This is a genomic window from Caulobacter mirabilis (assembly GCF_002749615.1).
GTDB lineage: Bacteria > Pseudomonadota > Alphaproteobacteria > Caulobacterales > Caulobacteraceae > Caulobacter > Caulobacter mirabilis.
In genome coordinates this window covers 298,028-319,461 of record NZ_CP024201.1, presented here as the reverse complement: position 1 = coordinate 319,461, position 21,434 = coordinate 298,028, and the positions used below count along the sequence as shown (strand labels likewise).

Below are 21,434 nucleotides of genomic sequence, written 5' to 3'. Positions count from 1 at the left end.
GGCAGCTGAAAACAGAAGCGGCCGGTTCCTCGCGGGACCGGCCGTTTTTGCTGCTTAGGTCCTCCCCTCTGGGGGAGGTGGCTCGCCGAAGGCGAGACGGAGGGGGTTCCTCCGCACATCACCCCCTCAGTCGCCGCTTCGCGCCGACAGCTCCCCCAGAGGAGAGCATCTCAGCCCGCGCCTACTCGCCTTCCTTCGGCTGCTCCCCGGCCTTGAAGCCGCAGCCCTTCAGCGTCTCCGCGCCGAGCTTCACCTCGGCGACATAGGGATACTTCAGGTCGCTCATGCCGTCGGAGCAGTCGCCCTTGGTCAGGGTGGCGACCATCAGCTTGCCGTCGGCCTGCCCCGTCCAGACCCCATGACCGTCGATGTAGGCGAAGGTGACCCCCGTCGCCTTCACGGCCGGCGGCTCGGGCCGGGTCAGGGTCATTTCGCCGCCCTTGATGTCCACGCTCCAGAACGGCTCGGTCCCGCGCAGGCCGAAGTCGGTCTTGAACTCGGCGGCGGCCGGAGTCTCCGCGGCAGGCGGCGGCGCATCGGCCGGCGGCACGGCGTCGGAGCCGCCGGGAGCTTCCTGGGCATTGCAGGCGGCCAGCAGAAGGGCGGCCAGAGTCAAGGGCAGGGCGACGATCGCGCGCATGAGGGCTTCTCCTCGAATTCCGACAAAGCAGGTTAGACTCCCGATCCATGAGTCGGAACGGGCCTCTGGGGTTCTACGAGTTCTTCGCCGGAGGCGGCATGGCCCGCCTGGGGCTCGGCGACGGCTGGTCCTGCCTCTACGCGAACGACTTCGACCCGCTGAAGGCCGCCACCTACCGCGCCAACCACGCCGACGCGGCCGACCACTTCCACGAGGGCGACGTCTGGAAGATCGCGCCCGAGGCGCTGCCCGGCCGCGCGGATCTGGCCTGGGCGTCCAGCCCCTGCCAGGACTTCAGCCTCGCCGGCGCCCGCAAAGGTCTGGACGGCGGCCGATCGAGCGCCTTCTTCGGCTTCTGGCGCCTGGTCGAGGCGCTGAACGCGCAGGGCCGGGCGCCACGGACCATCGTGATCGAGAACGTCGTCGGCCTGCTCACCTCGCACGGCGGCCGCGACTTCGAGGCGCTCTGCCGGGCTCTGGCCGGGCAGGGCTATCGCTTCGGCGCCCTGGAGATCGACGCCGCCGCCTTCACCCCGCAGTCCCGGCCCCGGGTCTTCGTCATCGCCGCGCGCGAGGCCGAGGGCGCCGCGGCCAGCCGGTGCGGCTTCCACAGCAAGGGCGTGTTGGAGGCCTACGAGCGCCTGCCCGCCGACCTCCGGGCGCAGTGGCTGTGGTGGGACCTGCCCGCCCCGCCCGCGCGCAACACCGACCTCGCCGCCCTGCTCGAACCCGACGAAGCCGTCTCCTGGCGGTCCGAAGCCGACACGGCCCGACTGCTCGACCAGATGAAGCCTCTGCACCGCGCGCGGCTCGCAGCCGACCGCGAGCGCACCGTCGGCGCCGTCTATCGCCGGACCCGCAAGGGCGTGCCCCAGGCCGAGGTCCGCACCGACGGCCTCGCCGGCTGCCTGCGCACCGCCCGGGGCGGCTCGTCGCGGCAGTCGATCGTCGTGGCGGAGGGCGGCGAAATCCGCTCGCGGCTGCTGACCGCCCGCGAGGGCGCGCGGCTCATGGGCCTGCCCGACAGCTATGTGCTGCCGAAGGGAGCGACAGCCGCCTTCCACGTCGTCGGCGACGGCGTCGCCGTCCCCGTCGTGCGCTGGCTGGCCGAGCATCTGCTGGAACCGCTGCTGCGCGCCGAAACGACGGCCGCCGCCGCCGAATGAGGCCTGACAACCCTATCCGGCCCCTATAGTTTTCCGGGCAAAGCCAGCGCCCTCCCCGGAGACCCCTCTCATGACCCAGTACGACGCCGCCCGCTACAAGCGCGCCGGTCGGGGCAAGATCTACGACTCCATCATCGACACCGTCGGCGACACGCCGCTGGTCCGCCTGCCCAACCTGACCAAGGAGCTGAAGCCCAAGGGCGAGGTCGTCGCCAAGCTGGAGTTCTTCAATCCGTTGGCCTCGGTGAAGGACCGCATCGGCGTCTCAATGATCGAGTATCTCGAGGCCGAGGGCATCCTGAAGCCGGGCGGCACGATCGTGGAGCCGACCAGCGGCAACACCGGCATCGCCCTGGCCTTCGTGGCCGCGTCCAAGGGCTATCCGCTGGTCCTGGTCATGCCCGAGAGCATGTCGATGGAGCGCCGCAAGATGCTCCTCCTGCTCGGCGCCAAGCTGGAGCTGACCCCGGCCGAGAAAGGCATGCGCGGCGCCGTCGCCCGGGCGCAGGAGCTGCTGGAGGAGATCCCCGGCTCGGTGATGCCGCAACAGTTCGAGAATGAGGCCAACCCGCTGATCCACCGGGTCTCGACCGCCGAGGAGATCTGGAACGACACCGACGGCAAGGTCGATGCGGTCGTGTCCGGCGTCGGCACCGGCGGCACCATCACCGGCGTCGGCCAGGTGCTGAAGGCGCGCAAACCCTCGATCCGCATGGTCGCCGTCGAGCCGGAAGCCTCGCCGATCCTATCGGGCGGCGCGCCCGGTCCGCACAAGATCCAGGGCATCGGCGCCGGCTTCGTGCCCGGCATCCTCGACCGCGGCGTGATCGACGACATCGTCAAGGTCAGCAACGACGACGCCTTCGAGATGGCCCGGAAAGCCGCGGCCGTCGACGGCCTGCCGGTCGGCATCTCGTCGGGCGCCGCCCTCACCGCCGCCTTCGATCTGGCCTCGCGTCCCGAGTACGCCGGCAAGCTGATCGTCACCATCATCCCCAGCTTCGCCGAACGCTACCTGTCGACGCCTCTGTTCGAAGGCCTCTAGGGTCATGGTCCGCCGCCTCGCCCTGGTCGTCGCCTTCGCCCTCGCGTCGGCCGCGGCCGGCGAGGCGGCGGCCTGCAGCTGCGCCCGCTACGAGACGGCCGAGGCGCAGCTGGCTCAAACCGAGGTGCTGTTCCTCGCCAAGGCGGTCGGCGAGGACAGCTTCACCAACATCCACGGCATCCCGCAGCCGATGACCCGCTTCGAGGTGGTCCGCACGCTCAAGGGCTCGGTCGCCGGCGTCGCGCCGGTCGCGCACGTCCGTGAGGAAGCCTTCTGCGGCATCCAGTATGCGAAGGGGCAGACCTACCTCGTCGCCGCATACCGCTTCGAGGGACGGCTCTGGACCAGCGGCTGTTCGGCGCCGCGGTTCCCGCTGGAGGACTACGAGCGGGCGCTCGGCCAAGGCGGCCAGTGACCGACGTCTTCGACCCGGAGAAACGCTCGGCCGTCATGCGGCGGGTGAAGGGGCGCGACACCAAGCCCGAGATGATCGTCCGCAAGCTGCTGACGGGTCTCGGAGCCCGTTATCGCCTGCATCGCAAGGACCTGCCCGGCAATCCCGACGTGGTCCTGCCCGGCCGGCGGCTGGCGATCTTCGTCCACGGCTGTTTCTGGCACGGCCATGACTGCGCCCGCGGCGCCCGCGTGCCGCAGCAGAACCGCGACTACTGGCTGGCCAAGGTCGGCCGCAACCGCTCTCGCGACGCGACCAACGGCGAGGCGCTGTCGGCGGCAAGGTGGCGGGTCGAGACGATCTGGGAATGCGAGCTGAAGGACCGCGCGGCGCTTGAGGCGCGCCTGCGGGCATTGCTGGACGCTACCGCCTAGGCCGCCGCCTTGCGTTCGGCCTCGTCCGCCAGCGCCTCTTCCAGGGCGGCATAGAGCTGGGCCGGCTCGATCGGCTTGGCGACGTGTCCGGTCATGCCGGCCTCGCGGCAGGCCTCCCAGTCGCGCTCCGTCGCCGAGGCGGTGATGGCGATCACCGGGATGTCGCGGTTTGGCCCGGCGCTCGCCCGCAGCTGGCGGGTCGCTTCGCGGCCGTCCATGTCCGGCATGTAGACGTCCATCAGGACCAGATCGAAGGGCTCGACCGCGAGCCGCGCCAGCGCCTCCTCGCCCGAGGCGGCGGTCTGGGGCGTAATGCCCAGCGGGGCCAGGACCAGGGCGATGGCCTGGCGATTGACCACATGGTCGTCGACGACCAGAAGCCGCGCCTCCGCCACGTCCGGCGTTTCCGCCGGGGCCGGGGCCTCCGCCGCGGGCAGGGTCAGGCTGACGGTGAAGGTCGCCCCTTCGTTCGCCGCGCTGGACGCGACGAGGTCACCGCCCATCAGCCGGGCCAGTTCGCGACTGATCGCCAGGCCCAGGCCCGAACCGCCGTGCTTGCGCGCGGTGCCGGCCTCGAGCTGCTCGAACGGGGTGAACAGCTTGGCCACCTGCTCCGGCGTCATGCCAGGCCCGGTGTCGATCACGGCCAGCGACAGGGCGTGGACGCCCTCCTGAGCCGGTTCCGTCTGAATGCGCAGCGTGACCGAGCCTTCGGCGGTGAACTTGATGGCGTTGGACAGCAGGTTGTTCAGCACCTGGCGCAGACGGGTCGGGTCGCCCTGGACCCAGGACGGCAGCTTGGCGGCGCCCTCGACGCGCAGCCGCAGGCCCTTCTCCCGCGCCTGAACCCGCCACATGCGCACGACATCGTTGGTCGCGGCACGCAGGTCGAAGGCGACCGCCTCGACCTCCATGCGGCCCACTTCGAGCTTGGCCAGATCCAGCAGGTCGTCGAGCAGGGTCCGCATCATCTGGCCGGCGCCGCCGATCAGCCTCGCCTGCGCCTTGCCCTGGGCGGTGTTCGCGGTGCGCTCCAGCTCGGCGGCGCCGGCCAGGATGGCGCTGATCGGCGTGCGCAGCTCGTGACTGATGGCGGCGACGTAGGCGCTCTTGGCTTCCACCGCGGCCTCGGCCTCCGCCCGGCGCAGCTGGGCCTCGGTCGTGGCGTCGTCCTGGGCCTTGCGGGCCTCTTCGGTGGCGATCCAGGCGCCGATGATGTTCAGCATGATCAGGCCGACGGCGATCATCATCGCGGTCAGCAGCGGGCTGGACACCTTGCCGACGTCGGTCAGCGGCATGACCAGCAGATAGAGGCCGTACGGCGTGGCCGAGGCCGCGAAGGCGATCCGCGATCCCCGGCTGAGCACGATCAGGTTGGTCATCGCGCCGGCGATGCAGGCCACGCCCAGCGCCGGCCCATAGACCCCCGCGCCGACCCACAGCGCCATGGCCAGACCGCCGAACACGATCGCGCTGGGGAAGAACAGCACGACCGCCATGTTGGCGGCCCTGGCCGCGGTCTCCGGCGGGTTCCGCATCATGCGCGGGCCCAGCCAGGACTCGAACAGCTGGGAGCCGATGTAGGCGGCGGCCCACAGCCACATGCCCCACCAGCCGAACACGGCGTGCAGCAGGGCGGTCTGGACCAGGCACGACACCATTCGGAGCGGCAGGTGCTGACGACGCGTCAAAATTGCGCCCCCAAGCCCGAACCTGTCCCCCGTTTCGATGGTCATGGCGTCCCTGGATCCTGATGAGGCCGACACCATGATCCAACCTCCCTAAGACGAGGTGAAGGAACGCCGTGCTGCGACAGTTGGCGCGGCCAGGGGCGAGCGGGCACGAAAAAGGGGACAGGCACGCACCGCGTACATGTCCCCTCGTTACGGCCCGACAGGGACACGCACCGCTACGCGGAGCGTGTCCCGCAGGCGACTACGCCGCGGCCTTCGCCGCCTTCGGGCCGAAGCGGCCGTAGAAGGTTTCGCCGTTCGCCGCCATCTCGCGAAGCAGCTTCGGCGGGGCGTAGCGCGAGCCGTACTTAGCGGTCAGCTCGTCCAGCTTTTCGACGAAGGCCTTCACGCCGACGCCGTCGATCAGGCTGATCGGGCCGCCGGTCCAGGGCGCGAAACCCCAGCCCAGGATGGCGCCGACGTCCGCGTCGCGGGCTTCGGTGATCACGCCTTCCTCGAAGCAGCGCGCGGCCTCGACGGCCTGGCGATACAGCAGGCGGGTGCGGATCTCCTCGATCAGCGCCTTGTCCGCGTCCTTGGTGGTGATCTCGACCAGGTCCGAGATGCCCGGCCACAGGGTCTTCTGGCCGGTCTCCGGATAGTCGTAGAAGCCCTTGCCGTTCTTGCGGCCGTAGCGCTTCAGGTCGACGACCATCTTCTCCAGCAGGGCGTCCACCGGGCCGGCGACGTACTGTTCGCCCATATCGGCCTTGGTCTGCTGGCCGATCTTGTAGGCGAGGTCGAGGGCGACGTCGTCGTTCATCTCCAGCGGCCCGCGGGGCATGCCCGTGGCGCGGCCGACGTTGTCGATGATGGCCGGAGCGATGCCCTCCGCCAGCATCTGCAGGCCTTCCTGGACGAAGGTGCCGAAGCAGCGCGAGGTGTAGAAGCCGCGGCTGTCGTTCACGACGATCGGCGTCTTGCGGATCTTCAGGACGTAGTCGATCGACTTGGCCAGGGTCTCTTCCGAGGTCTCCTTGCCCATGATGATCTCGACCAGGCCCATCTTGTCGACCGGCGAGAAGAAGTGGATGCCGATGAAGTTGGCCGGACGGACCGAGGCCTCGGCCAGGCCGGTGATCGGCAGGGTCGAGGTGTTGGAGCCCATCACCGCGGTGTCGGCCAGCTGGGCTTCCGCCTGCTGCGTCACCTTGGCCTTCAGCTCACGGCTTTCGAACACGGCCTCGACGACCAGATCCGAGCCCTTCACGTCGGCGTAGTCAGCGGTCGGGTGGATGAGGGCCAGCAACGCCTCGCCCTTCTCGGCCGTCATCTTGCCGCGCTTCACGGCCTTCTCGACCAGGGTGCGGGCGTAGCCCTTGCCCTTCTCGGCGGCCTCAGCCGAGACGTCGACCAGCACGGTCTCGATCCCGGCCTGGGCCTGAACATAGGCCACGCCCGCGCCCATCATGCCGGCGCCGAGGACGGCCACCTTCTTGACGTCGTAGGTCGGATAGCCGGCCGGACGCGAGGCGCCCTTGCCCAGCTCCTGAAGCGACAGGAACAGGGTGCGGATCATGCCGCGCGCCTGGGGCGACTGCATGGTCTTCAGGAAGTAGCGGGTCTCGATGCGCAGAGCGGCGTCGATCGGCACCTGCAGGCCTTCGTAGACGCACTTCAGGATGTTCAGCTGGGCCGGGTAGTTGCCGTAGGACTGCTTGCGCAGCATGGCGTTGCCCATGATGAACACCTGGCCGCCCGTCGGGGTGTAGGGGCCGCCGCCGGGGATGCGGTAGTCCTTCTTGTCCCAGGGCGCGACCGGGTCGCCGGTCTTCACCCAGGCCTTGGCGGCCTCGATGGTCTTGCCCGGCTCGACGACCTCGCCGACGACGCCGTTGGCCTTGGCCTCCTCGGCGGACATCGACTTGCCTTCCAGCAGGTACGGCGCGGCCTTCATGGCGCCCATCAGGCGCGGCAGGCGCTGGGTGCCGCCGGCGCCCGGCAGCAGGCCGACCTTGGCTTCCGGCAGGCCGAGCTGAAGCTTCGGATTGGCCGCCGCGACGCGGTAGTGGGTCGCCAGGGCGAACTCCAGGCCGCCGCCGAGGGCCAGGCCCTCCAGCGCGGTCGCCACCGGCTTGCCGCAGGTTTCCAGGGCGCGGAACGCCTTGTTCAGCGCGAAGCCGCCGTCGAAGGCCGCCTGCAGCTTCTCCTGCTCAGAACGCTTGTCCTCGCCCGCCGCGCCGGCCTGGCCGCCGAGCTCGCCGAGGTCGGCGCCCGCGCAGAAGCCGCTGGCCTTGCCCGAGGCGATGACCGCGCCCTTGATCTCCGGGTCGGTCTTGATGCGCTCGACCACCTCGCCGATCTCGGCGATGACCTTGCCGGTCAGGGTGTTCATGCTGCGGCCGGGGACGTCGAAGGTCACCAGGGCGATGCCGTCGCCGTCGACCTCGATCTTGAAGTTTTCCATTTGGATTCTCTTCCGAATTTTGGGGTCATCCCGGCCGAAGCGAAGCGGAGAGCCGGGACCCAGGCGACGCGCGCCGCGGCTGGGTCCCGGCTCGGCCTGCGGCCGTCCGGGATGACGGCTTGATCAGACGCGTTCGATGACGGTGGCGGTGCCCATGCCGGCGCCGACGCAGAGGGTGGCCAGGCCGACCTCCTTGTCCGTGCGCTCCAACTCGTCGAGCAGGGTGCCCAGGATCATCGCGCCGGTGGCGCCCAGCGGATGGCCCATCGCGATGGCGCCGCCGTTCACGTTCATCTTCTCGTGCGGTATGTCGAGCGCCTGCATCATGCGCAGCACGACCGAGGCGAAGGCCTCGTTCAGCTCGTAGAGGTCGACGTCGGCGACGTCCATGCCGAGGCGCTTCAGCAGCTTCTCGGTGACCAGCGACGGGCCGGTCAGCATGATCGAGGGCTCGCTGCCGATCGAGGCCATGCCCTTGATCCTGGCGCGCGGCTTCAGGCCCAGGGCGTCGCCCATCTCCTTGGTGCCGATCAGGACGCCGGCGGCGCCGTCGACGATGCCCGAGCTGTTGCCGGCGTGGTGGACGTGGTTGACCTTCTCGACCTGCGGATAGCGCTGCTGCACCACCGCGTCGAAGGCCATCTCGCCCATGGCCGTGAACGACGGGCTCAGCGAGGCCAGGGTCTGCATGGTGGTCGAGCCGCGGACGGTCTCGTCATGGTCCAGGCGGATGAGGCCCAGCTGGTCCTTCACCGGCACGACCGACTTGGCGAAACGCTTGTCGGCCCAGGCGGCGGCGGCGCGCTTCTGGCTCTCGACGGCGTAGGCGTCGACGTCGTCGCGGCTGAAGCCGTACAGGGTGGCGATCAGGTCGGCGCTGACGCCCTGCGGGGCGAAGTAGGTCTTGAAGGCGCTCGACGGGTCGGTCGGCCAGGCGCCGCCGTCGCTGCCCATCGGCACGCGGCTCATGCTCTCGACGCCGCCGCCGATCGCCATCTGGGCCTCGCCCGAGATGACCTTGGCCGCGGCCATGTTCACGGCTTCCAGGCCCGAGGCGCAGAAGCGGTTGATCTGCACGCCGGCGGTGGTCTCGGCGTAGTCGGCCGTCAGCACGGCGGTGCGGGCGATGTCGCTGCCCTGTTCGCCGACCGGCGAGACACAACCGAGGACCACGTCGTCCACCTTTGAGGTGTCCAGGCCGTTGCGGTCGCGCAGGTTCTCCAGAACCTGGGTCGCCAGCGACAGGGCGGTCATCTCATGCAGGGAGCCGTCCTTCTTGCCCTTGCCGCGGGGCGTTCGAACGGCGTCGTAGATATAGGCTTCGGCCATGATGGCGTCCTTTGATCAGGAAGCGGGTTGTTGCGGGGATTCGACCACCACCTCGGTCTTCACCGAGCTGGCGATGAAACAGTCTTCGTGGGCGGCGTGGTGGAGGGCTTCCAACTGCGCCTCGTCGGGTTCGTTTCCAATAAAAACTATATGGGGGCGCAGGACGACCTTGGTAACGGCGATCTTGCCCTCGTCGTTCTTGCGCATGACCCCCTCGGCCTCGTCGCGGTAGCTGGCGACCGCGAAGCCGGCCTCGCGGGCCTTATGCAGGAAGGTCAGCATGTGGCAGTTGCTCAGGGCGGCCACCAGCAGCTCCTCCGGGTCGACCGCCGAGGCGTCCGACCAGGGCGCCGGCACCACGCTTGGCGACGGCGACGCCGGCAGGGTGATCCCGCCGTCGAAGTCGATCGTATGGGCCCGGCTGTAGCGCCCCTTGAGGAAGTCCTCGGGTTCGGCGGTCAGCGTCCAGTCGACGGTGGCGACGTACTTGGCCATCAGGCTTCTCCAACAAGACGAGTAGATCGAGCAAACGGCGAAAGCACGGCCTCGTAGAAGGCCGTGCTCCGCATCAGGTCGCTGACCGCGATGGAGAGGTGGTCGATCACCTCGATCTGCGCTCCCTGCCTTCGATCAGAGCGTCCTCGCGATGAGGACCTTCATGATCTCGTTCGTGCCGCCGTAGATCCGCTGGACGCGGCTGTCGCGGTACATGCGGGCGATCGGGTACTCGGCCATGAAGCCGAAGCCTCCGAACAGCTGCAGGCAGCGGTCGATGATCGAGTTCTCCAGGTCGGTGACCCAGTACTTGGCCATCGAGGCGGTCGCGGCGTCGAGCTTGCCGGCCAGGTGCTGCTCGATGCAGTGGTTGACGAAGACCCGGGCGATGGTCGCCTCGGTCTTGCACTCGGCCAGCACGAACTGGGTGTTCTGGAAGTCGATGACCTGCTTGCCGAACGCCTTGCGCTGCTTGACGTAGTCGATGGTCAGCGCGAGCGCCCGCTCGATCTGGGCGATGCCCTGGACGGCGATGTTCAGCCGCTCCTGGGGCAGCTGGCCCATCAGCTGGAAGAAGCCCTGGCCTTCGCCGCCGCCCAGCAGGTTGTCGGCCGGGATGCGGACGTCGTTGAAGAACAGCTCGGAGGTGTCGGCCGCCTCCTGGCCCAGCTTGTCGAGGTTGCGGCCCCGCTCGAAGCCCTGAACCTTGTCGGTCTCGACCACCAGCAGCGAGGTGCCGCGCGCGCCCTGGGTCGGGTCGGTCTTGGCCACCACGACGATCAGGTTGGCGGTCTGGCCGTTGGTGATGAAGGTCTTGGAGCCGTTGAGGACATACTCGTCGCCGTCCAGCCGGGCGGTGCTCTTGATGCCCTGCAGGTCGCTGCCGGCGCCCGGTTCGGTCATGGCGATCGCCGAGACGTAGGTCCCGTCGGCCATGCCCGGCAGCCAGCGCTGCTTCTGCTCTTCCGTGCCGTAGTGAAGGATGTAGTGGGCGACGATGGCGTTGTGCAGCGACAGGCCGAAGCCGTCGACCGCCTTGGCGCCGAGCTGCTCCATGAGGATGACCTCATGGCGGTAGTCGCCGCCCATGCCGCCGTATTCCTCGGGGATGGAGAGGCAGGCCAGGCCCGCCTCCGCCGCTTCGTTCCAGAGGGCCCGCTCGACGATGCCGTCCTCGCGCCACTTGGCCGTCCGGGACTCGGGGGCATGCTCGTCGAAGAACTTGCCCACCGCGTCCTCGAAGATCACCAGATCCTCTTCGGCCAAGAACGCCGGCCGCTCGAGGTTGAGTACGCCCATCAAAACGCCTCCGCGGGCAGGGCCATCATGGTGGCCGAGCCGGTCTTCAACTTCGCCAGGTGCGCGGCCGTCTCCGGCAGCACGCGTTCGAGGTAGTAGCGGCCGACCACCAGCTTGTTCTCGTAGAAGGGATCGGTGTCGCCGGCGGCGATCTTGGCCAGCGAGACCTTGGCCATCAGAGCCCACATGTAGGCCAGGCCGGTCAGGCCGAAGAGGTGCATGTAGTCGGTCGAGGCGGCGCCGGCGTTGTCCGGGTTGGCCAGGCCGTTCTGCATCAGCCACATGGTGGCGTCCTGCTGCTGCGCCTTGGCGCCGGCCAGGCCTTCGATGAACGGCTTCAGCTTCTCGTCGGCGCTGTTGGCCTCGACGAAGGCGTCGATCTCGGCGAACCAGCTCATCACCGCGCGACCGCCGCTGGAGGCCAGCTTGCGGCCGACCAGGTCCAGCGCCTGGATGCCGTTGGTCCCCTCGTAGATCAGGGCGATACGGCAGTCGCGCAGGTACTGGCTGGCCGGGAAGTGCTCGGTGAAGCCGCTGCCGCCGTGCACCTGCATGCCGTCGACGCAGGCCTTGAAGCCCTTGTCGGTCAGGTAGCCCTTCAGCACCGGGGTCAGCAGGCCCATGTAGTCGCCGGCCTTCTGGCGGACGGCCTCGTCCGGATGCTGGTGCATCAGGTCGCCGTGCAGCGCGGTCCAGAACAGGAAGGCGCGGCCGCCCTCGATGACCGCGCGGCTGTCCAGCAGCATGCGGCGCACGTCGGGGTGCACGATGATCGGGTCGGCGGGACCGTCCGGGTTCTTCGGGCCGGTCAGCGAACGGCCCTGCAGGCGGTCCTTGGCGAAGTCGCGGGCGGCCTGGTAGGCGGCCTCGCCCTGGGCGACGCCCTGCAGGCCGACGCCGAGGCGGGCCTCGTTCATCATCACGAACATCAGCTTGAGGCCGCTGTTCTCTTCACCGATCAGGTAGCCGACGGCGTCCTCGTACTGCATCACGCAGGTGGCGTTGCCGTGGATGCCCATCTTCTCTTCGAGGCCGACGCATTTGACGCCCTCGTTGCGGGCGCCGACCGAGCCGTCGGCGTTCGGGAAGAACTTCGGCACGATGAAGAGCGAGATGCCCTTCACGCCGGCCGGAGCGCCTTCGATGCGGGCCAGCACCAGGTGGACGATGTTGTCCGACATGTCGTGCTCGCCGGCGCTGATCCAGATCTTCTGGCCGGTGATGCGGTAGCTGCCGTCGGCCTGCGGAACGGCCTTGGTGCGCAGCATGCCCAGATCCGTCCCGCACTGCGGCTCGGTCAGGTTCATGGTGCCGGTCCATTCGCCGGTCACCATCTTGGGCAGGTAGGTCTGCTTCTGCTCGTCGGTGCCGCCAGTATGGATGGCGGAATAGGCGCCGTGGGCCAGGCCCGGGTACATCGAGAAGGCCATGTTGGCGCTGCTCGACATCTCCGAGAACGACAGGTTCACGACGTGGGGCAGGCCCTGGCCGCCATAGGCCGGGTCGGAACCCAGGCCGGTCCACCCCCCCTCGCAGAGCTGCTTGTAGGCCTCTTTGAAGCCCGGCGGCGGGGTCACCGTGAAGTCCGGGTTCCAGGTGCAGCCGTGCTTGTCGCCGACGCTGTTCAGCGGGGCGAGCACCTCGCCGGTGAACTTCGCCGCCTCGGTGATGATCTGCTCGACGACGTCCATCGAGGCGTCGGCGAAGGCGGGAAGGTTCGAGTAGCGATCGATCTCCAGCACATCGCGCAGGAGAAACAGGTGATCGCGAACCGGCGGCTGGTAGGCCATGGGCGCTCCGTTGATCGGGTGTGTGTGTTGGTTGTTGTTGTCTTTGACGCGTTACTTGGCGCCGACCGGCTCGGCGTGACCGTCGAGACGGGCGCGCAGCACCTGATCGTAATCCGCCGCCTTGGGCAGCAGATCCGGCCGCTTGTCGGCCAGATGCTTCTCAAGACGCTCGCAGGCCATGTGCAGCTCCGCGATCGCGCCGTCGATGTCCTCGCGTTGCTGCTGGAGCACATCGATCTTCTCGCGGAATTTCTTCAGCGAGTGCGCATTCTGGGTCGCGGCGTTGTCGTCCTCTTCGTACAGCTCGAAGATCTCGCGGATCTCCTGGAGCGACAGGCCGACGCGCTTGCCGCGCAGGATCAGGATCAGGCGCGCCCGGTCCTTGTAGGAATAGACGCGGTTCATGCCGTCACGCGCGGGCGTGAGCAGGCCCTTGTCCTCGTAGAAGCGCAACGCCCGCGGCGTGGCTTTGAACTCGGTGCAGAGCTGGCGAATCGTAAAGGTGCGCTCAGGGCGACGCAGTTCGGCCGGCATTCGTTCCTCCCGTGCCATCCGTTCTATTTCCGATTGGTATAATGCCCCTTACGTCAACGTCAACAATCCCAATTGCGTGATATGGTAACCATAGATTGCACTCTTGATTCCACTCGCTTTGCATGATCCTGTGCCTCCCCGTTTTTGGGGGGAACGGACGCATGGACCATGCAGGAACGACACGTGAAGTCGCTCGCGAGCTGACGACCGCGGAAGACGCCGTCGACGCCGCGCTGGCGCAGGCGGTCAGACTGATGCGCCAGGTCATGGAGGCGCGTCGCGCCCTGGGCCTTCCCGCCGGAGCCGACGAGCCGGCGATGAAGAATGTCGTCGCCGCCGTATCCGCGCTGGGCGAGGCGCAGCAGGCGATGATCCGGGCTCACAGGGCCCTTCATGATCTTCATCGCCGCCACGACCTTCCCGCCGTGGACTTCGGCCCGCTGATCAAACCCGGGGAGGACGCGCGGGACACCGAGCGGCGCGCGGGCTGAATCCCGCCCACCTTCCCCTGCTGGGCTTCGCCGCGCTCCTGGCCGTCGCCGGTTTGGGCGCGCTGTTGCGCGGCGGGTCGGTCGAACGATACGGCGTGGCGCTGCTGACCGGCGGATGGCTGCTGTCCCTGACGGCGCAGGCCTTTTCGTCCGATTTGTCGCCCGGCCTGCTGCTGGGGCTGATCGACGTCGGCGTCCTGGTCGGACTGATCCGGCTGAGCTGGAAATCTCCGCATCCCTGGCCCGCCTTCGCCTGCGGCTTCCAGAGCCTCGCCGTCGCCGCGGGCTTCGCCCGATGGATAGACCCCGACCTGAACCTGCAGGTCCACCTCGCCCTGCTCGCCGTCGCCGGCTACGGCGCCGTACTAGCCCGGACCCTGGGCGCTTGGTCGAGGGCTCGGGGGTAGGTTTACATTCCTAGTTTCGAGGACTATTTTCCTCCACCTGCATCGAGATTTCCGCCCATGTCGCGTCCGTCGCACAGCCAAATCTGGAACGCCATCGACCGCCTGGCCGTGCGGTTCGACATGACGACCTCGGCCCTGGCCAAGCTCGCGGGGCTGGATCCGACCAGCTTCAACCGCTCCAAGCGCTTCTCGAACGACGCCGACGCCCGCCCCCGGTGGCCCTCGACGGAAAGCCTGTCCAAGGTTCTCGCCGCCACCGGCGTATCGCTTTCCGAGTTCGCCGCCCTGGCCGAGGGCGACGCCGCCGCGTCCCTGCGCGGGGTGCCCCTGATCGGCTTCGCCCAGGCGGGCGACGACGGCCTGTTCGACGACGCCGGCTTTCCGGTCGGCCAGGGCTGGGACGAGATCGACTTCCCTGGGCTTGCGCGAGACGGCGTCTATGCGCTGGAGATCAGCGGCCATTCCATGGCCCCCGTCTACCGGGAGGGCGACCGTATCGTGGTCGACCCGACCGGCGGGGAGCCGCGCCGGGGCGACCGCGTCGTGGTCAAGACGATCGACGGCGAAGTCATGGCCAAGGAGATCGCCCGCATCACCGCCAAGGCCGTCGAGCTGAAGTCCCTCAACCCCGACTATCCCGGCCGGAGCCTGGATCGGAAGGACATCGCCTGGATCGCCCGCATCCTCTGGGCCAGCCAGTGACCAGGAAAAAAGGCCGGCCCCGAAGGACCGGCCCAGTTGATGCTCGCTTGGGAGAGAAGGCTTACCAGCTGGCGTTGCGGTAGCCGCCCGCCGGCTGGACGTAGCCCGCGTGGACATAGCCGATGCCGACGCCGTCGCGGCTCACCAGGACCCATTGGCCGCCATTGGCGAAGGCCGCGGCCTGGAAGGTCTCGCCCCGGTACAGCGACCCGACCTTGCCGGTCGAGGTCGACGGGCCGGCGCGCAGGCTGACGTTGGTCGAGGCGACCATCCGCATGTTCGCTCGTTCGAAACGGGCCGGCTGGACGTAGGACGCCAGGCGCTGGCCGTCCCGGGTGTAGACGCCCTGAGCCCGCTGGTCGTTGGTCTGGGCCTTGCAGCCCAGGTAGGAGCCGGCGGCCGCGCCCAGGCCGGCGCCGACGACCGCGCCCGCGGCGCGCTCGTTCTTCGACACCTGCGAGCCCAGCAGGCCGCCGACGATGGCGCCGATGGCGGCGCCGCCTTCCTGCTTCTTGCCTTCCGCGCCGCAGTTGAAGACGCCCGTCTGGGCGTGGGCGGCGACCGGCGCGGCCCCCAGCGTGGCGGCCACGGAGATGGCCAGACCGATGGCGGCGATCTTGCTCTTGGTATGGGTCATGGTGGGTCTCCTCACAAACTGTTCGACGGCGTCGCCGTCTGTGAGGAGGACCATGGCAGGACGACCCTGAACGCGATCAGGGCCGCCCTGTTATCTTCCGTTCAGGCTTCCAGCAGCCTGCCCGCCAGACCGTCCTCGATCAGCGCGATGGTGCGGTCGAGGCCGAAGATGGCGGCGAACGAGCCGAAGCGCGGACCCTGGCTCTGGCCGAGCAGGACCTCGTACAGCGCCTGGAACCAGGCGCGCAGCGGCTCGAAGCCGCCGCCCTTGCCGGCCTCGTAGACTTCGTTCTGGATCAGTTCGGCGTCCTGGCAGCCCGCCGGCAGCGCCTTGAGGCGCAGCAGCAGGTCTTCCATGGCGACACGCTCCTGGTCGGTGGGCGCCCGGAACGCCTTCGTCGGCCGGACGAAGTCCTCGTAGTAGTTCATCGCATAGCCGGCCAGGCGGTCCAGCAGCGGCTGCGTCTCCGGCGAGGCGCCGGGGATGTAGCGGCTGAGGAAGCCCCACAGGATGTCCTTGCTCGAGGCGTTCGCCGCCGAAACCAGGTTCAGCATCAGCGAGAACGATACCGGCGAACCGGCTTCCGGCGGTCGGCCCATGTGCACATGCCAGGCCGGATTGTTCAGGTCCGGGGCGTTGTCGCCCTCGGCCTTCTTGCGGTTGAAGGCGTCCAGCTGCTGCAGATACTCGTCCGTCGCCTTGGGGATGACGTCGAAGTACAGCTTCTTGGCCGACTTCGGGCTCTGGAACATGTAGTAGGCCAGGCTCTCGGGCGCGCCGTAGCGCAGCCACTCCTCCATGGTCAGGCCGTTGCCCTTGGTCTTGGAGATCTTCAGGTTGTTCTCGTCCATGAAGAGCTCGTAGTGGAACCCCTCCGGCGGCGTGCCGCCCAGGACCTTGCAGACCTGGTTGGAGAGGCGGACGCTGTCGATCAGGTCCTTGCCGCTCATCTCGTAGTCGACGCCCAGCGCGGTCCAGCGCATGGCCCAGTCGGGCCGCCACTGCATCTTCACGCCGCCGCCGGTCACCGGGACCTCGGTCCGCTCGCCGTCCTCGTCGCGGAAGACGATCGTACCCTTGTCGAGGTTGCGCTCCAGGGTCGGGACCTGAAGCACCTTGCCGGTCCGCGGGCTGATCGGCAGGAACGGCGAATAGGTCGCGCGGCGCTCCTCGCCCAGGCTGGGCAGCATGATCTTCTGGATGGCGTCGAACCGCTCCAGCGCCGTCAGCAGCGTCGCGTCGAACCGGCCGCCACGGTAGCAGTCGGTCGAGGACACGAACTCATAGTCGAAGCCGAAGCTGTCGAGGAAAGCCCGCAGCCGGGCGTTGTTGTGATGGCCGAAGCTGTCGAACTCGCCGTAGGGGTCGCGGACCACGGTCAGCGGCTTGTCGAGGTCTTCGCGCATGACTTCGCCGTTCGGCACGTTCGGCGGGATCTTGCGCAGGCCGTCCATGTCGTCGCTGAAGCTGATCAGCCGCGTCGGGATGGCGTCCTCGGTCAGGGCGCGGAAGGCGATCCGCACCATGGTCGTGCGCGCCACCTCGCCGAAGGTGCCCATGTGCGGCAGGCCCGACGGGCCGTAGCCGGTCTCCAGCACCACCGGTTTGCTCAGCGCCTCCAGCGTCTTCACGGCCTCGTCGGCCTTCCCTGCGTTGATCAGGGTGGCGGCGAGGTCGCGCTCGGCGTCGGTCAGGCGGACGCGCAGGACACGGGCGAGCAGGTTGCGGGCCTGCTCGAACGGCCAGGCCTTTGCGTCGCGGGCGGTGTGGGAGAGTCCTTGGAACATGTCCGGCGGTATAGGCCTTGAGGCCGCGCGGTCAAGGAAAGCCCCCGCCGGTCGTCACCCCAGCGCCTTGGCGATCTCGCCGCCGCCGAACCAGACCTGCCAGCCCGCCACCTCGACCCAGTGCAGCGCGACGGCCGGCCACAGCGACCCCGTGCGGTGGCGAAGGACGCCGCAGGTCAGGCCCAGCACCGCCGTCGTGGCCAGGAAATCGGGCCGCAGGAAGATCACGGCGGCGTCCGGCATGAAGGTCAGGGCTTCCAGGACATGCCACAGCACGAACAGGAGGGTGGACGGCAGGATCGCGCGCCAGAGGGCAGGCTGTTCCTCCCGCCCCGGCGTCAGCACGCCTCGGAAGACCAGCTCTTCGCCGATCGCGGGGACGAAGAGCGCCAGCAGCAGGGTCCCGGGCAGGATCGACCAGTCGCCCGGCGCCGGCCGCAGGAAGCCGCCCGCCAGGCCGATCGAAAGCTCCAGGGCCAAGGCGGCCGCGCCCAGCAGGGTCGCCAGCACCCACCCGCGCGCGGTCGGCCAGGTCGCAAGGGCGGAGCGGGCGCGGCGAAGAAGGCGGGCGAACATGGCGAAGCCTTAGTCCGAAACCGGATGATCCGGCTACGTCTCGCCTTCCGCGTCCTCTCCGTCACGACGGAGCACGGCGGTCACCGCCATGTCGGCGGTGACGTTGCCGACGGTGCGGAAGATGTCCGGAATCACCTCGACGGCCAGCAGGATCGGCAGGGCTTCGATCGGCGCGCCCAGGGCCAGGCAGATCGGCGCCATGCTGGCGAAGAACGAGATCTGCCCCGGCAGGCCGACGGTGCCGATGCTGATCGCCAGGGCGACGAACAGCGCGCCGACCATGTGCGGGACAGTCGGCTCGACCCCGTAGAGGTGCGCCACGAAATAGGCCACCGCCAGGTTCGCGACCGGGCTGGTCATGCGGAAGACGGCCACCGCCAGCGGCAGGACCAGGCCCGTCACCCGCGATGAGACGCCCAGGTCGTCCCGGCTGCGCTCGATCATCGCCGGCAGGCTGGCCAGGGACGACTGGGTGCTGACGGCCAGGGCCTGGACCGGCGCCGCGGCGCGGGCGAAGGCGGCCAGAGATATCGGTCCGCCCGTCGCGCGCCGGATCGCCACCACGATGTAGGGCAGGAGCGCAACGCCGAGGGTCACGCCCGAGACGATGACCACATATTGCAGCAGTACGCCCGCCGCGCCGAGACCGGCCCGCAGCCCCACCCCGAGCGACAGGGCGAAGACGCCCACCGGCGCCGCCCACAGGACCCAGCGGACGATCACGATCATCGCCTCGGCCACGGCCTGGAACAGCTGGGTCAGGGTCGTCCGCTGCGCTTCCGGCAGGCGGGTGGCGGCGAAGCCCAGGAACAGGCCGAACACCACCAGCGGCAGGATGGCGTCCTCGGCCGCGGCCTTGATCGGATTGGTGGGGGCCAGCGAGCGGAGCCAGTCCGCGAAGGCCGGCGGGGCGCTCGCCACCGCCGCCGCATCGCCGCCCGCGCCCGCCCGCAGCGCCGCGGCGCCCTGCGGGTCGATCGGCCAGAGCGCCAGCAGGCCCTGGGTCGCGAGGGTCGAATAGGTCGCGGCGATGACCAGCATCACCGCGAACAAGGCCAGCGCCCTGGCCGCCAGCCGACCGGTCGAGGCCGCGTCCGTCACCGAGGCGACGCCATTGACCAGCAGGGCGAAGACCAGCGGCACGATGGTCATGCGCAGCAGGTTCAGCCAGAGGCCGCCGACCGCCTCGACGCCCTCGGCGATTCCCCGCGCCGAGGCGTCGCCCCAGGCGCCGACCGCCGCCCCGGCCAGAAGGCCGGCGACGAGGCCGATCAGGACCAGAACGCTCAGCGATCGAAGCATCCGCAAACCCCCGTTTCGAACGATCCTAGAGCGACCCGACAGGCCGTGGATACCCGTTTCGACGCGGACTAGGATCACGGCGCTCCGTGATTCTGAGGCTCCATGACCGACGCGCCGATCCTGCCCTGCCCGCCGCTGGACGCCGGCCTCCTGTCCGGCCGGACCGTCGATCTGGAACGGCTGGAGATCCTTCGACACGGGCCCGGCCTCTGGCGGGCGATTGGGCATGACGATCCGCTGTGGCGCTGGATCCCGTCCGGCCCCTTCGCCGACGAGGCGGCTTTCACCGACTGGCTGGCCGACCGCTGCGAGCGGTTCAACCAGAGCCTCTACGCGGTCATGGACAAAACCGCCGACAGGCCGACGCCGGCCGGTCTCTACATGGCGCTGAACATCAATCCGGACGCCGGGGTGACCGAGGTCGGTCTGACGCTGGGGCCGGCCCTGGCCCGGCGCGCGGGCGGCACGGAGGCCTTCCTGCTCATCGCCGACTACATCATGAGCAGCGGCTATCGCCGGCTGGAATGGCGGTGCTCGCCCGAGAACGAGGCCTCCAGCCGCGCCGCCCGCCGCTTCGGCTTCACCCTGGAAGGGGTGCTGCGCCAGACCTACTGGCTGAAGGGCGGGAATTGGGACACCGAGGTCCACTCGATCCTGGACCGGGAGTGGCCGGCGATCGCCCGGCGGCTGCGCGGCTGGCTCGCCGCCGACAATTTTGATCCCCGCGGCCAGCAGATCCGGCCGCTGTCGAGCTTCTAGAAGGCCGCGAACCGATCGGCGGCCTCGGCCCAGGTCGCCATGATCGTATCGGCGCCGGCGTCCCGCAGGCGGGCGACCGCAGCCTCGTCCATATGCCCGCCGCCGGCGAAGCCCCAGACGGCCATGCCGGCGGCCCGGGCCGCGCGGACGCCGTTCACGCTGTCCTCGATCACCAGGCAGGCCCCCGGGGCGACGCCCAGCCGCTCGGCGGCGTAGAGGAAGACGTCGGGATGCGGCTTGGCCCGCGCGACCAGATCGGCGGAATAGACGTGCGGATCGAAGGCCGGCAGCAGGCCCGTCATCGTCAGCTTGGCGAACAGGTCCGACACGCCGGCCGAGCTGGCCACCGCCCGCGGCAGCCTCAGCGCCGCCACCGCCGTCGCGCAGCCGGCGACCTCGGTCAGACGTTCGCGGTAGACGCGGCGATAGTCTTCGATGAGGTCGTCATGGAAGCCCGGTCTCAGCGGGCGCCCCAGCCGCTCCCGCGCGTCGGCGTCGATCGCCTCCCGCGCCGCGGCCAGGCTGAGCCCCATGAAACGACGCATGTAGTCGGCCCGGCTGTAGACCAGTCCCGCGCCCGCCAGATGTTCCAGTTCGACCTCGACGCCCAGGGCCTCGGAGTCCACCAGGACGCCGTCACAGTCGAAGATCACCGCCTCGAAAACTCGCATGCGCCCCACATAGCAAAACGGCCTCCGTGGATGGAGGCCGTCTTTGGTCAAATCCGGTTACTTTAGATGTCGACTGGCTCCGCCGGGCCCAAACGCGGGGGGAAGCATTCAGGCCCGGCGGAGCGTCGCGACGCAGGTCACAGGCCCACGTTGCTGACGGTGGCGCCGAAGTTCACGGCGGCGACGACGATCATCACCGGCAGGGCGGCGAGGAAGAGGCTGGCGAAACCGCTCAGCTTGTTCACGGAATTGGTCATTGTAGTCTCCCTTGATCTCTGTGGGCGCTCAGCGCGTCCGGTGATCAAGGGTGTACCGAATACTTTCCGAGAACACCCGTTAAGTCTGCGTCATGACCTTTGTTTAAGGAAATGACGCAAAGTTAAGAGTATTACAGGGCGGTAATGTTTTCCGAATCCTAAGGCTTCACTTCAGTCGGCGAGACCAGGAAGTGCCCGCGCAGGGCCGCGATCGGCGCGGCGCGGCGATCCTGCCAGGCCTCGACATGGACGTTGGCGATGCGGCGGCCGACCTTCTTGATCTCCGCCCTGGCGAAGGTGGTCAGCGGACGGCCCGAGCGCAGGTACTCGATCGAGACGTCGATCACCCTCGGCTGGCGCTCCTGTCCCTCGGTCAGCAGCAGCTGGGCCAGGGCGGTCATCTCCATGAAGGCGCCCAGCACGCCGCCGTGGATCGCCGGCAGGACCGGATTGCCGATGATGTGCCGCCCGAACGGCAGGATGGCGGTCATCTCGTCGCCGGCCAGTTCGAGCTTCACGCCCAGGAACTGGGCGTAGGGAATACGAGCCAGGCGCGCCTGCACGCTTTCGATCGGATCG

22 protein-coding genes are annotated in these 21,434 nt (G+C 68.9%); 8 read left to right on the top strand and 14 right to left on the bottom strand.

All coding sequences use genetic code 11. The annotated features are described in order from the left end of the window. Window positions 1-181 precede the first annotated feature (181 nt). Entirely contained in the window at window positions 182-640 is a 459-nt protein-coding gene (locus tag CSW64_RS01555; protein WP_099620445.1) for a COG3650 family protein, read from the bottom strand. Between the two features lie 47 nt (window positions 641-687). Between CSW64_RS01555 and CSW64_RS01550 the strand changes: the two genes are divergently transcribed. The 4 genes from CSW64_RS01550 to CSW64_RS01535 all read left to right on the top strand — a co-directional run bounded on the left by CSW64_RS01550 (window position 688) and on the right by CSW64_RS01535 (window position 3,679). Further along, window positions 688-1,806 carry a DNA cytosine methyltransferase gene (locus CSW64_RS01550; protein ID WP_099620444.1) on the top strand — a complete coding sequence of 373 codons (1,119 nt, stop codon included), beginning with the start codon at window positions 688-690 and terminating at the stop codon, window positions 1,804-1,806. Window positions 1,807-1,876: 70 nt separating this feature from the next. Next, the gene (gene cysK / locus CSW64_RS01545) at window positions 1,877-2,851 is read left to right on the top strand and encodes a cysteine synthase A (protein WP_099620443.1); all 975 of its coding nucleotides are present in this window, start codon (window positions 1,877-1,879) and stop codon (window positions 2,849-2,851) included. Window positions 2,852-2,855: 4 nt separating this feature from the next. Further along, window positions 2,856-3,266, top strand: a complete 411-nt coding sequence (locus CSW64_RS01540) for a hypothetical protein (RefSeq protein WP_099620442.1) — start codon at window positions 2,856-2,858, stop codon at window positions 3,264-3,266. Next, window positions 3,263-3,679: a very short patch repair endonuclease gene (locus tag CSW64_RS01535; RefSeq protein ID WP_099620441.1), complete on the top strand. Its 417-nt coding sequence runs from the start codon at window positions 3,263-3,265 to the stop codon at window positions 3,677-3,679. The genes CSW64_RS01540 and CSW64_RS01535 overlap by 4 nt, the downstream gene beginning before the upstream one ends. Here CSW64_RS01535 and CSW64_RS01530 read toward each other — a convergent pair. The 7 genes from CSW64_RS01530 to CSW64_RS01500 all read right to left on the bottom strand — a co-directional run bounded on the left by CSW64_RS01530 (window position 3,676) and on the right by CSW64_RS01500 (window position 13,266). After that, window positions 3,676-5,370: an ATP-binding protein gene (locus CSW64_RS01530; RefSeq protein ID WP_245863798.1), complete on the bottom strand. Its 1,695-nt coding sequence runs from the start codon at window positions 5,368-5,370 to the stop codon at window positions 3,676-3,678. The two genes, CSW64_RS01535 and CSW64_RS01530, sit on opposite strands and share 4 nt — an antisense overlap. A 244-nt stretch (window positions 5,371-5,614) precedes the next feature. After that, window positions 5,615-7,819 carry a 3-hydroxyacyl-CoA dehydrogenase NAD-binding domain-containing protein gene (locus CSW64_RS01525; protein ID WP_099620439.1) on the bottom strand — a complete coding sequence of 735 codons (2,205 nt, stop codon included), beginning with the start codon at window positions 7,817-7,819 and terminating at the stop codon, window positions 5,615-5,617. A gap of 123 nt (window positions 7,820-7,942) precedes the next feature. Then, window positions 7,943-9,148, bottom strand: a complete 1,206-nt coding sequence (locus tag CSW64_RS01520) for an acetyl-CoA C-acetyltransferase (RefSeq protein WP_099620438.1) — start codon at window positions 9,146-9,148, stop codon at window positions 7,943-7,945. A 15-nt stretch (window positions 9,149-9,163) separates the two neighbouring features. Beyond that, on the bottom strand, window positions 9,164-9,643 hold the full coding sequence (locus tag CSW64_RS01515) for an OsmC family protein (protein WP_099620437.1): 480 nt from the start codon (window positions 9,641-9,643) through the stop codon (window positions 9,164-9,166). Window positions 9,644-9,778: 135 nt separating this feature from the next. Then, window positions 9,779-10,942, bottom strand: coding sequence for an acyl-CoA dehydrogenase family protein (locus CSW64_RS01510; protein ID WP_099620436.1), 1,164 nt, complete (start codon window positions 10,940-10,942; stop codon window positions 9,779-9,781). After that, the gene (locus CSW64_RS01505) at window positions 10,942-12,732 is read right to left on the bottom strand and encodes an acyl-CoA dehydrogenase C-terminal domain-containing protein (protein ID WP_099620435.1); all 1,791 of its coding nucleotides are present in this window, start codon (window positions 12,730-12,732) and stop codon (window positions 10,942-10,944) included. The genes CSW64_RS01510 and CSW64_RS01505 overlap by 1 nt, the downstream gene beginning before the upstream one ends. A gap of 51 nt (window positions 12,733-12,783) precedes the next feature. After that, a complete protein-coding gene (locus CSW64_RS01500; RefSeq protein WP_099620434.1) occupies window positions 12,784-13,266 on the bottom strand; it encodes a MerR family transcriptional regulator in 483 nt (160 codons plus the stop codon). Between the two features lie 161 nt (window positions 13,267-13,427). Between CSW64_RS01500 and CSW64_RS01495 the strand changes: the two genes are divergently transcribed. From CSW64_RS01495 to CSW64_RS01485, 3 genes are all read left to right on the top strand, one after another. Continuing rightward, a complete protein-coding gene (locus tag CSW64_RS01495) occupies window positions 13,428-13,757 on the top strand; it encodes a hypothetical protein (RefSeq protein ID WP_099620433.1) in 330 nt (109 codons plus the stop codon). Between the two features lie 65 nt (window positions 13,758-13,822). Continuing rightward, window positions 13,823-14,164, top strand: a complete 342-nt coding sequence (locus CSW64_RS01490) for a hypothetical protein (protein ID WP_099620432.1) — start codon at window positions 13,823-13,825, stop codon at window positions 14,162-14,164. Between the two features lie 57 nt (window positions 14,165-14,221). After that, window positions 14,222-14,866: a S24 family peptidase gene (locus CSW64_RS01485; protein ID WP_099620431.1), complete on the top strand. Its 645-nt coding sequence runs from the start codon at window positions 14,222-14,224 to the stop codon at window positions 14,864-14,866. Window positions 14,867-14,927: 61 nt separating this feature from the next. Here the strand turns inward: CSW64_RS01485 and CSW64_RS01480 are convergent, their stop codons facing one another. The 4 genes from CSW64_RS01480 to CSW64_RS01465 all read right to left on the bottom strand — a co-directional run bounded on the left by CSW64_RS01480 (window position 14,928) and on the right by CSW64_RS01465 (window position 19,168). After that, on the bottom strand, window positions 14,928-15,503 hold the full coding sequence (locus CSW64_RS01480) for an SH3 domain-containing protein (protein WP_172448425.1): 576 nt from the start codon (window positions 15,501-15,503) through the stop codon (window positions 14,928-14,930). Between the two features lie 101 nt (window positions 15,504-15,604). Next, window positions 15,605-17,290, bottom strand: coding sequence for a lysine--tRNA ligase (locus CSW64_RS01475; protein ID WP_099620429.1), 1,686 nt, complete (start codon window positions 17,288-17,290; stop codon window positions 15,605-15,607). A gap of 54 nt (window positions 17,291-17,344) precedes the next feature. Next, the gene (locus CSW64_RS01470) at window positions 17,345-17,866 is read right to left on the bottom strand and encodes a CPBP family glutamic-type intramembrane protease (RefSeq protein WP_099620428.1); all 522 of its coding nucleotides are present in this window, start codon (window positions 17,864-17,866) and stop codon (window positions 17,345-17,347) included. Window positions 17,867-17,899: 33 nt separating this feature from the next. Beyond that, on the bottom strand, window positions 17,900-19,168 hold the full coding sequence (locus tag CSW64_RS01465; RefSeq protein ID WP_099620427.1) for a dicarboxylate/amino acid:cation symporter: 1,269 nt from the start codon (window positions 19,166-19,168) through the stop codon (window positions 17,900-17,902). A gap of 102 nt (window positions 19,169-19,270) precedes the next feature. Here CSW64_RS01465 and CSW64_RS01460 point away from each other — a divergent pair, with 102 nt between their 5' ends. Next, entirely contained in the window at window positions 19,271-19,927 is a 657-nt protein-coding gene (locus CSW64_RS01460; RefSeq protein ID WP_099620426.1) for a GNAT family N-acetyltransferase, read from the top strand. Here the strand turns inward: CSW64_RS01460 and CSW64_RS01455 are convergent. After that, window positions 19,924-20,598, bottom strand: coding sequence for an HAD family hydrolase (locus CSW64_RS01455; RefSeq protein ID WP_099620425.1), 675 nt, complete (start codon window positions 20,596-20,598; stop codon window positions 19,924-19,926). The genes CSW64_RS01460 and CSW64_RS01455 overlap by 4 nt on opposite strands. Before the next feature lie 415 nt (window positions 20,599-21,013). After that, window positions 21,014-21,427: a PaaI family thioesterase gene (locus tag CSW64_RS01450; RefSeq protein ID WP_245863927.1), complete on the bottom strand. Its 414-nt coding sequence runs from the start codon at window positions 21,425-21,427 to the stop codon at window positions 21,014-21,016. Window positions 21,428-21,434 lie beyond the last annotated feature (7 nt).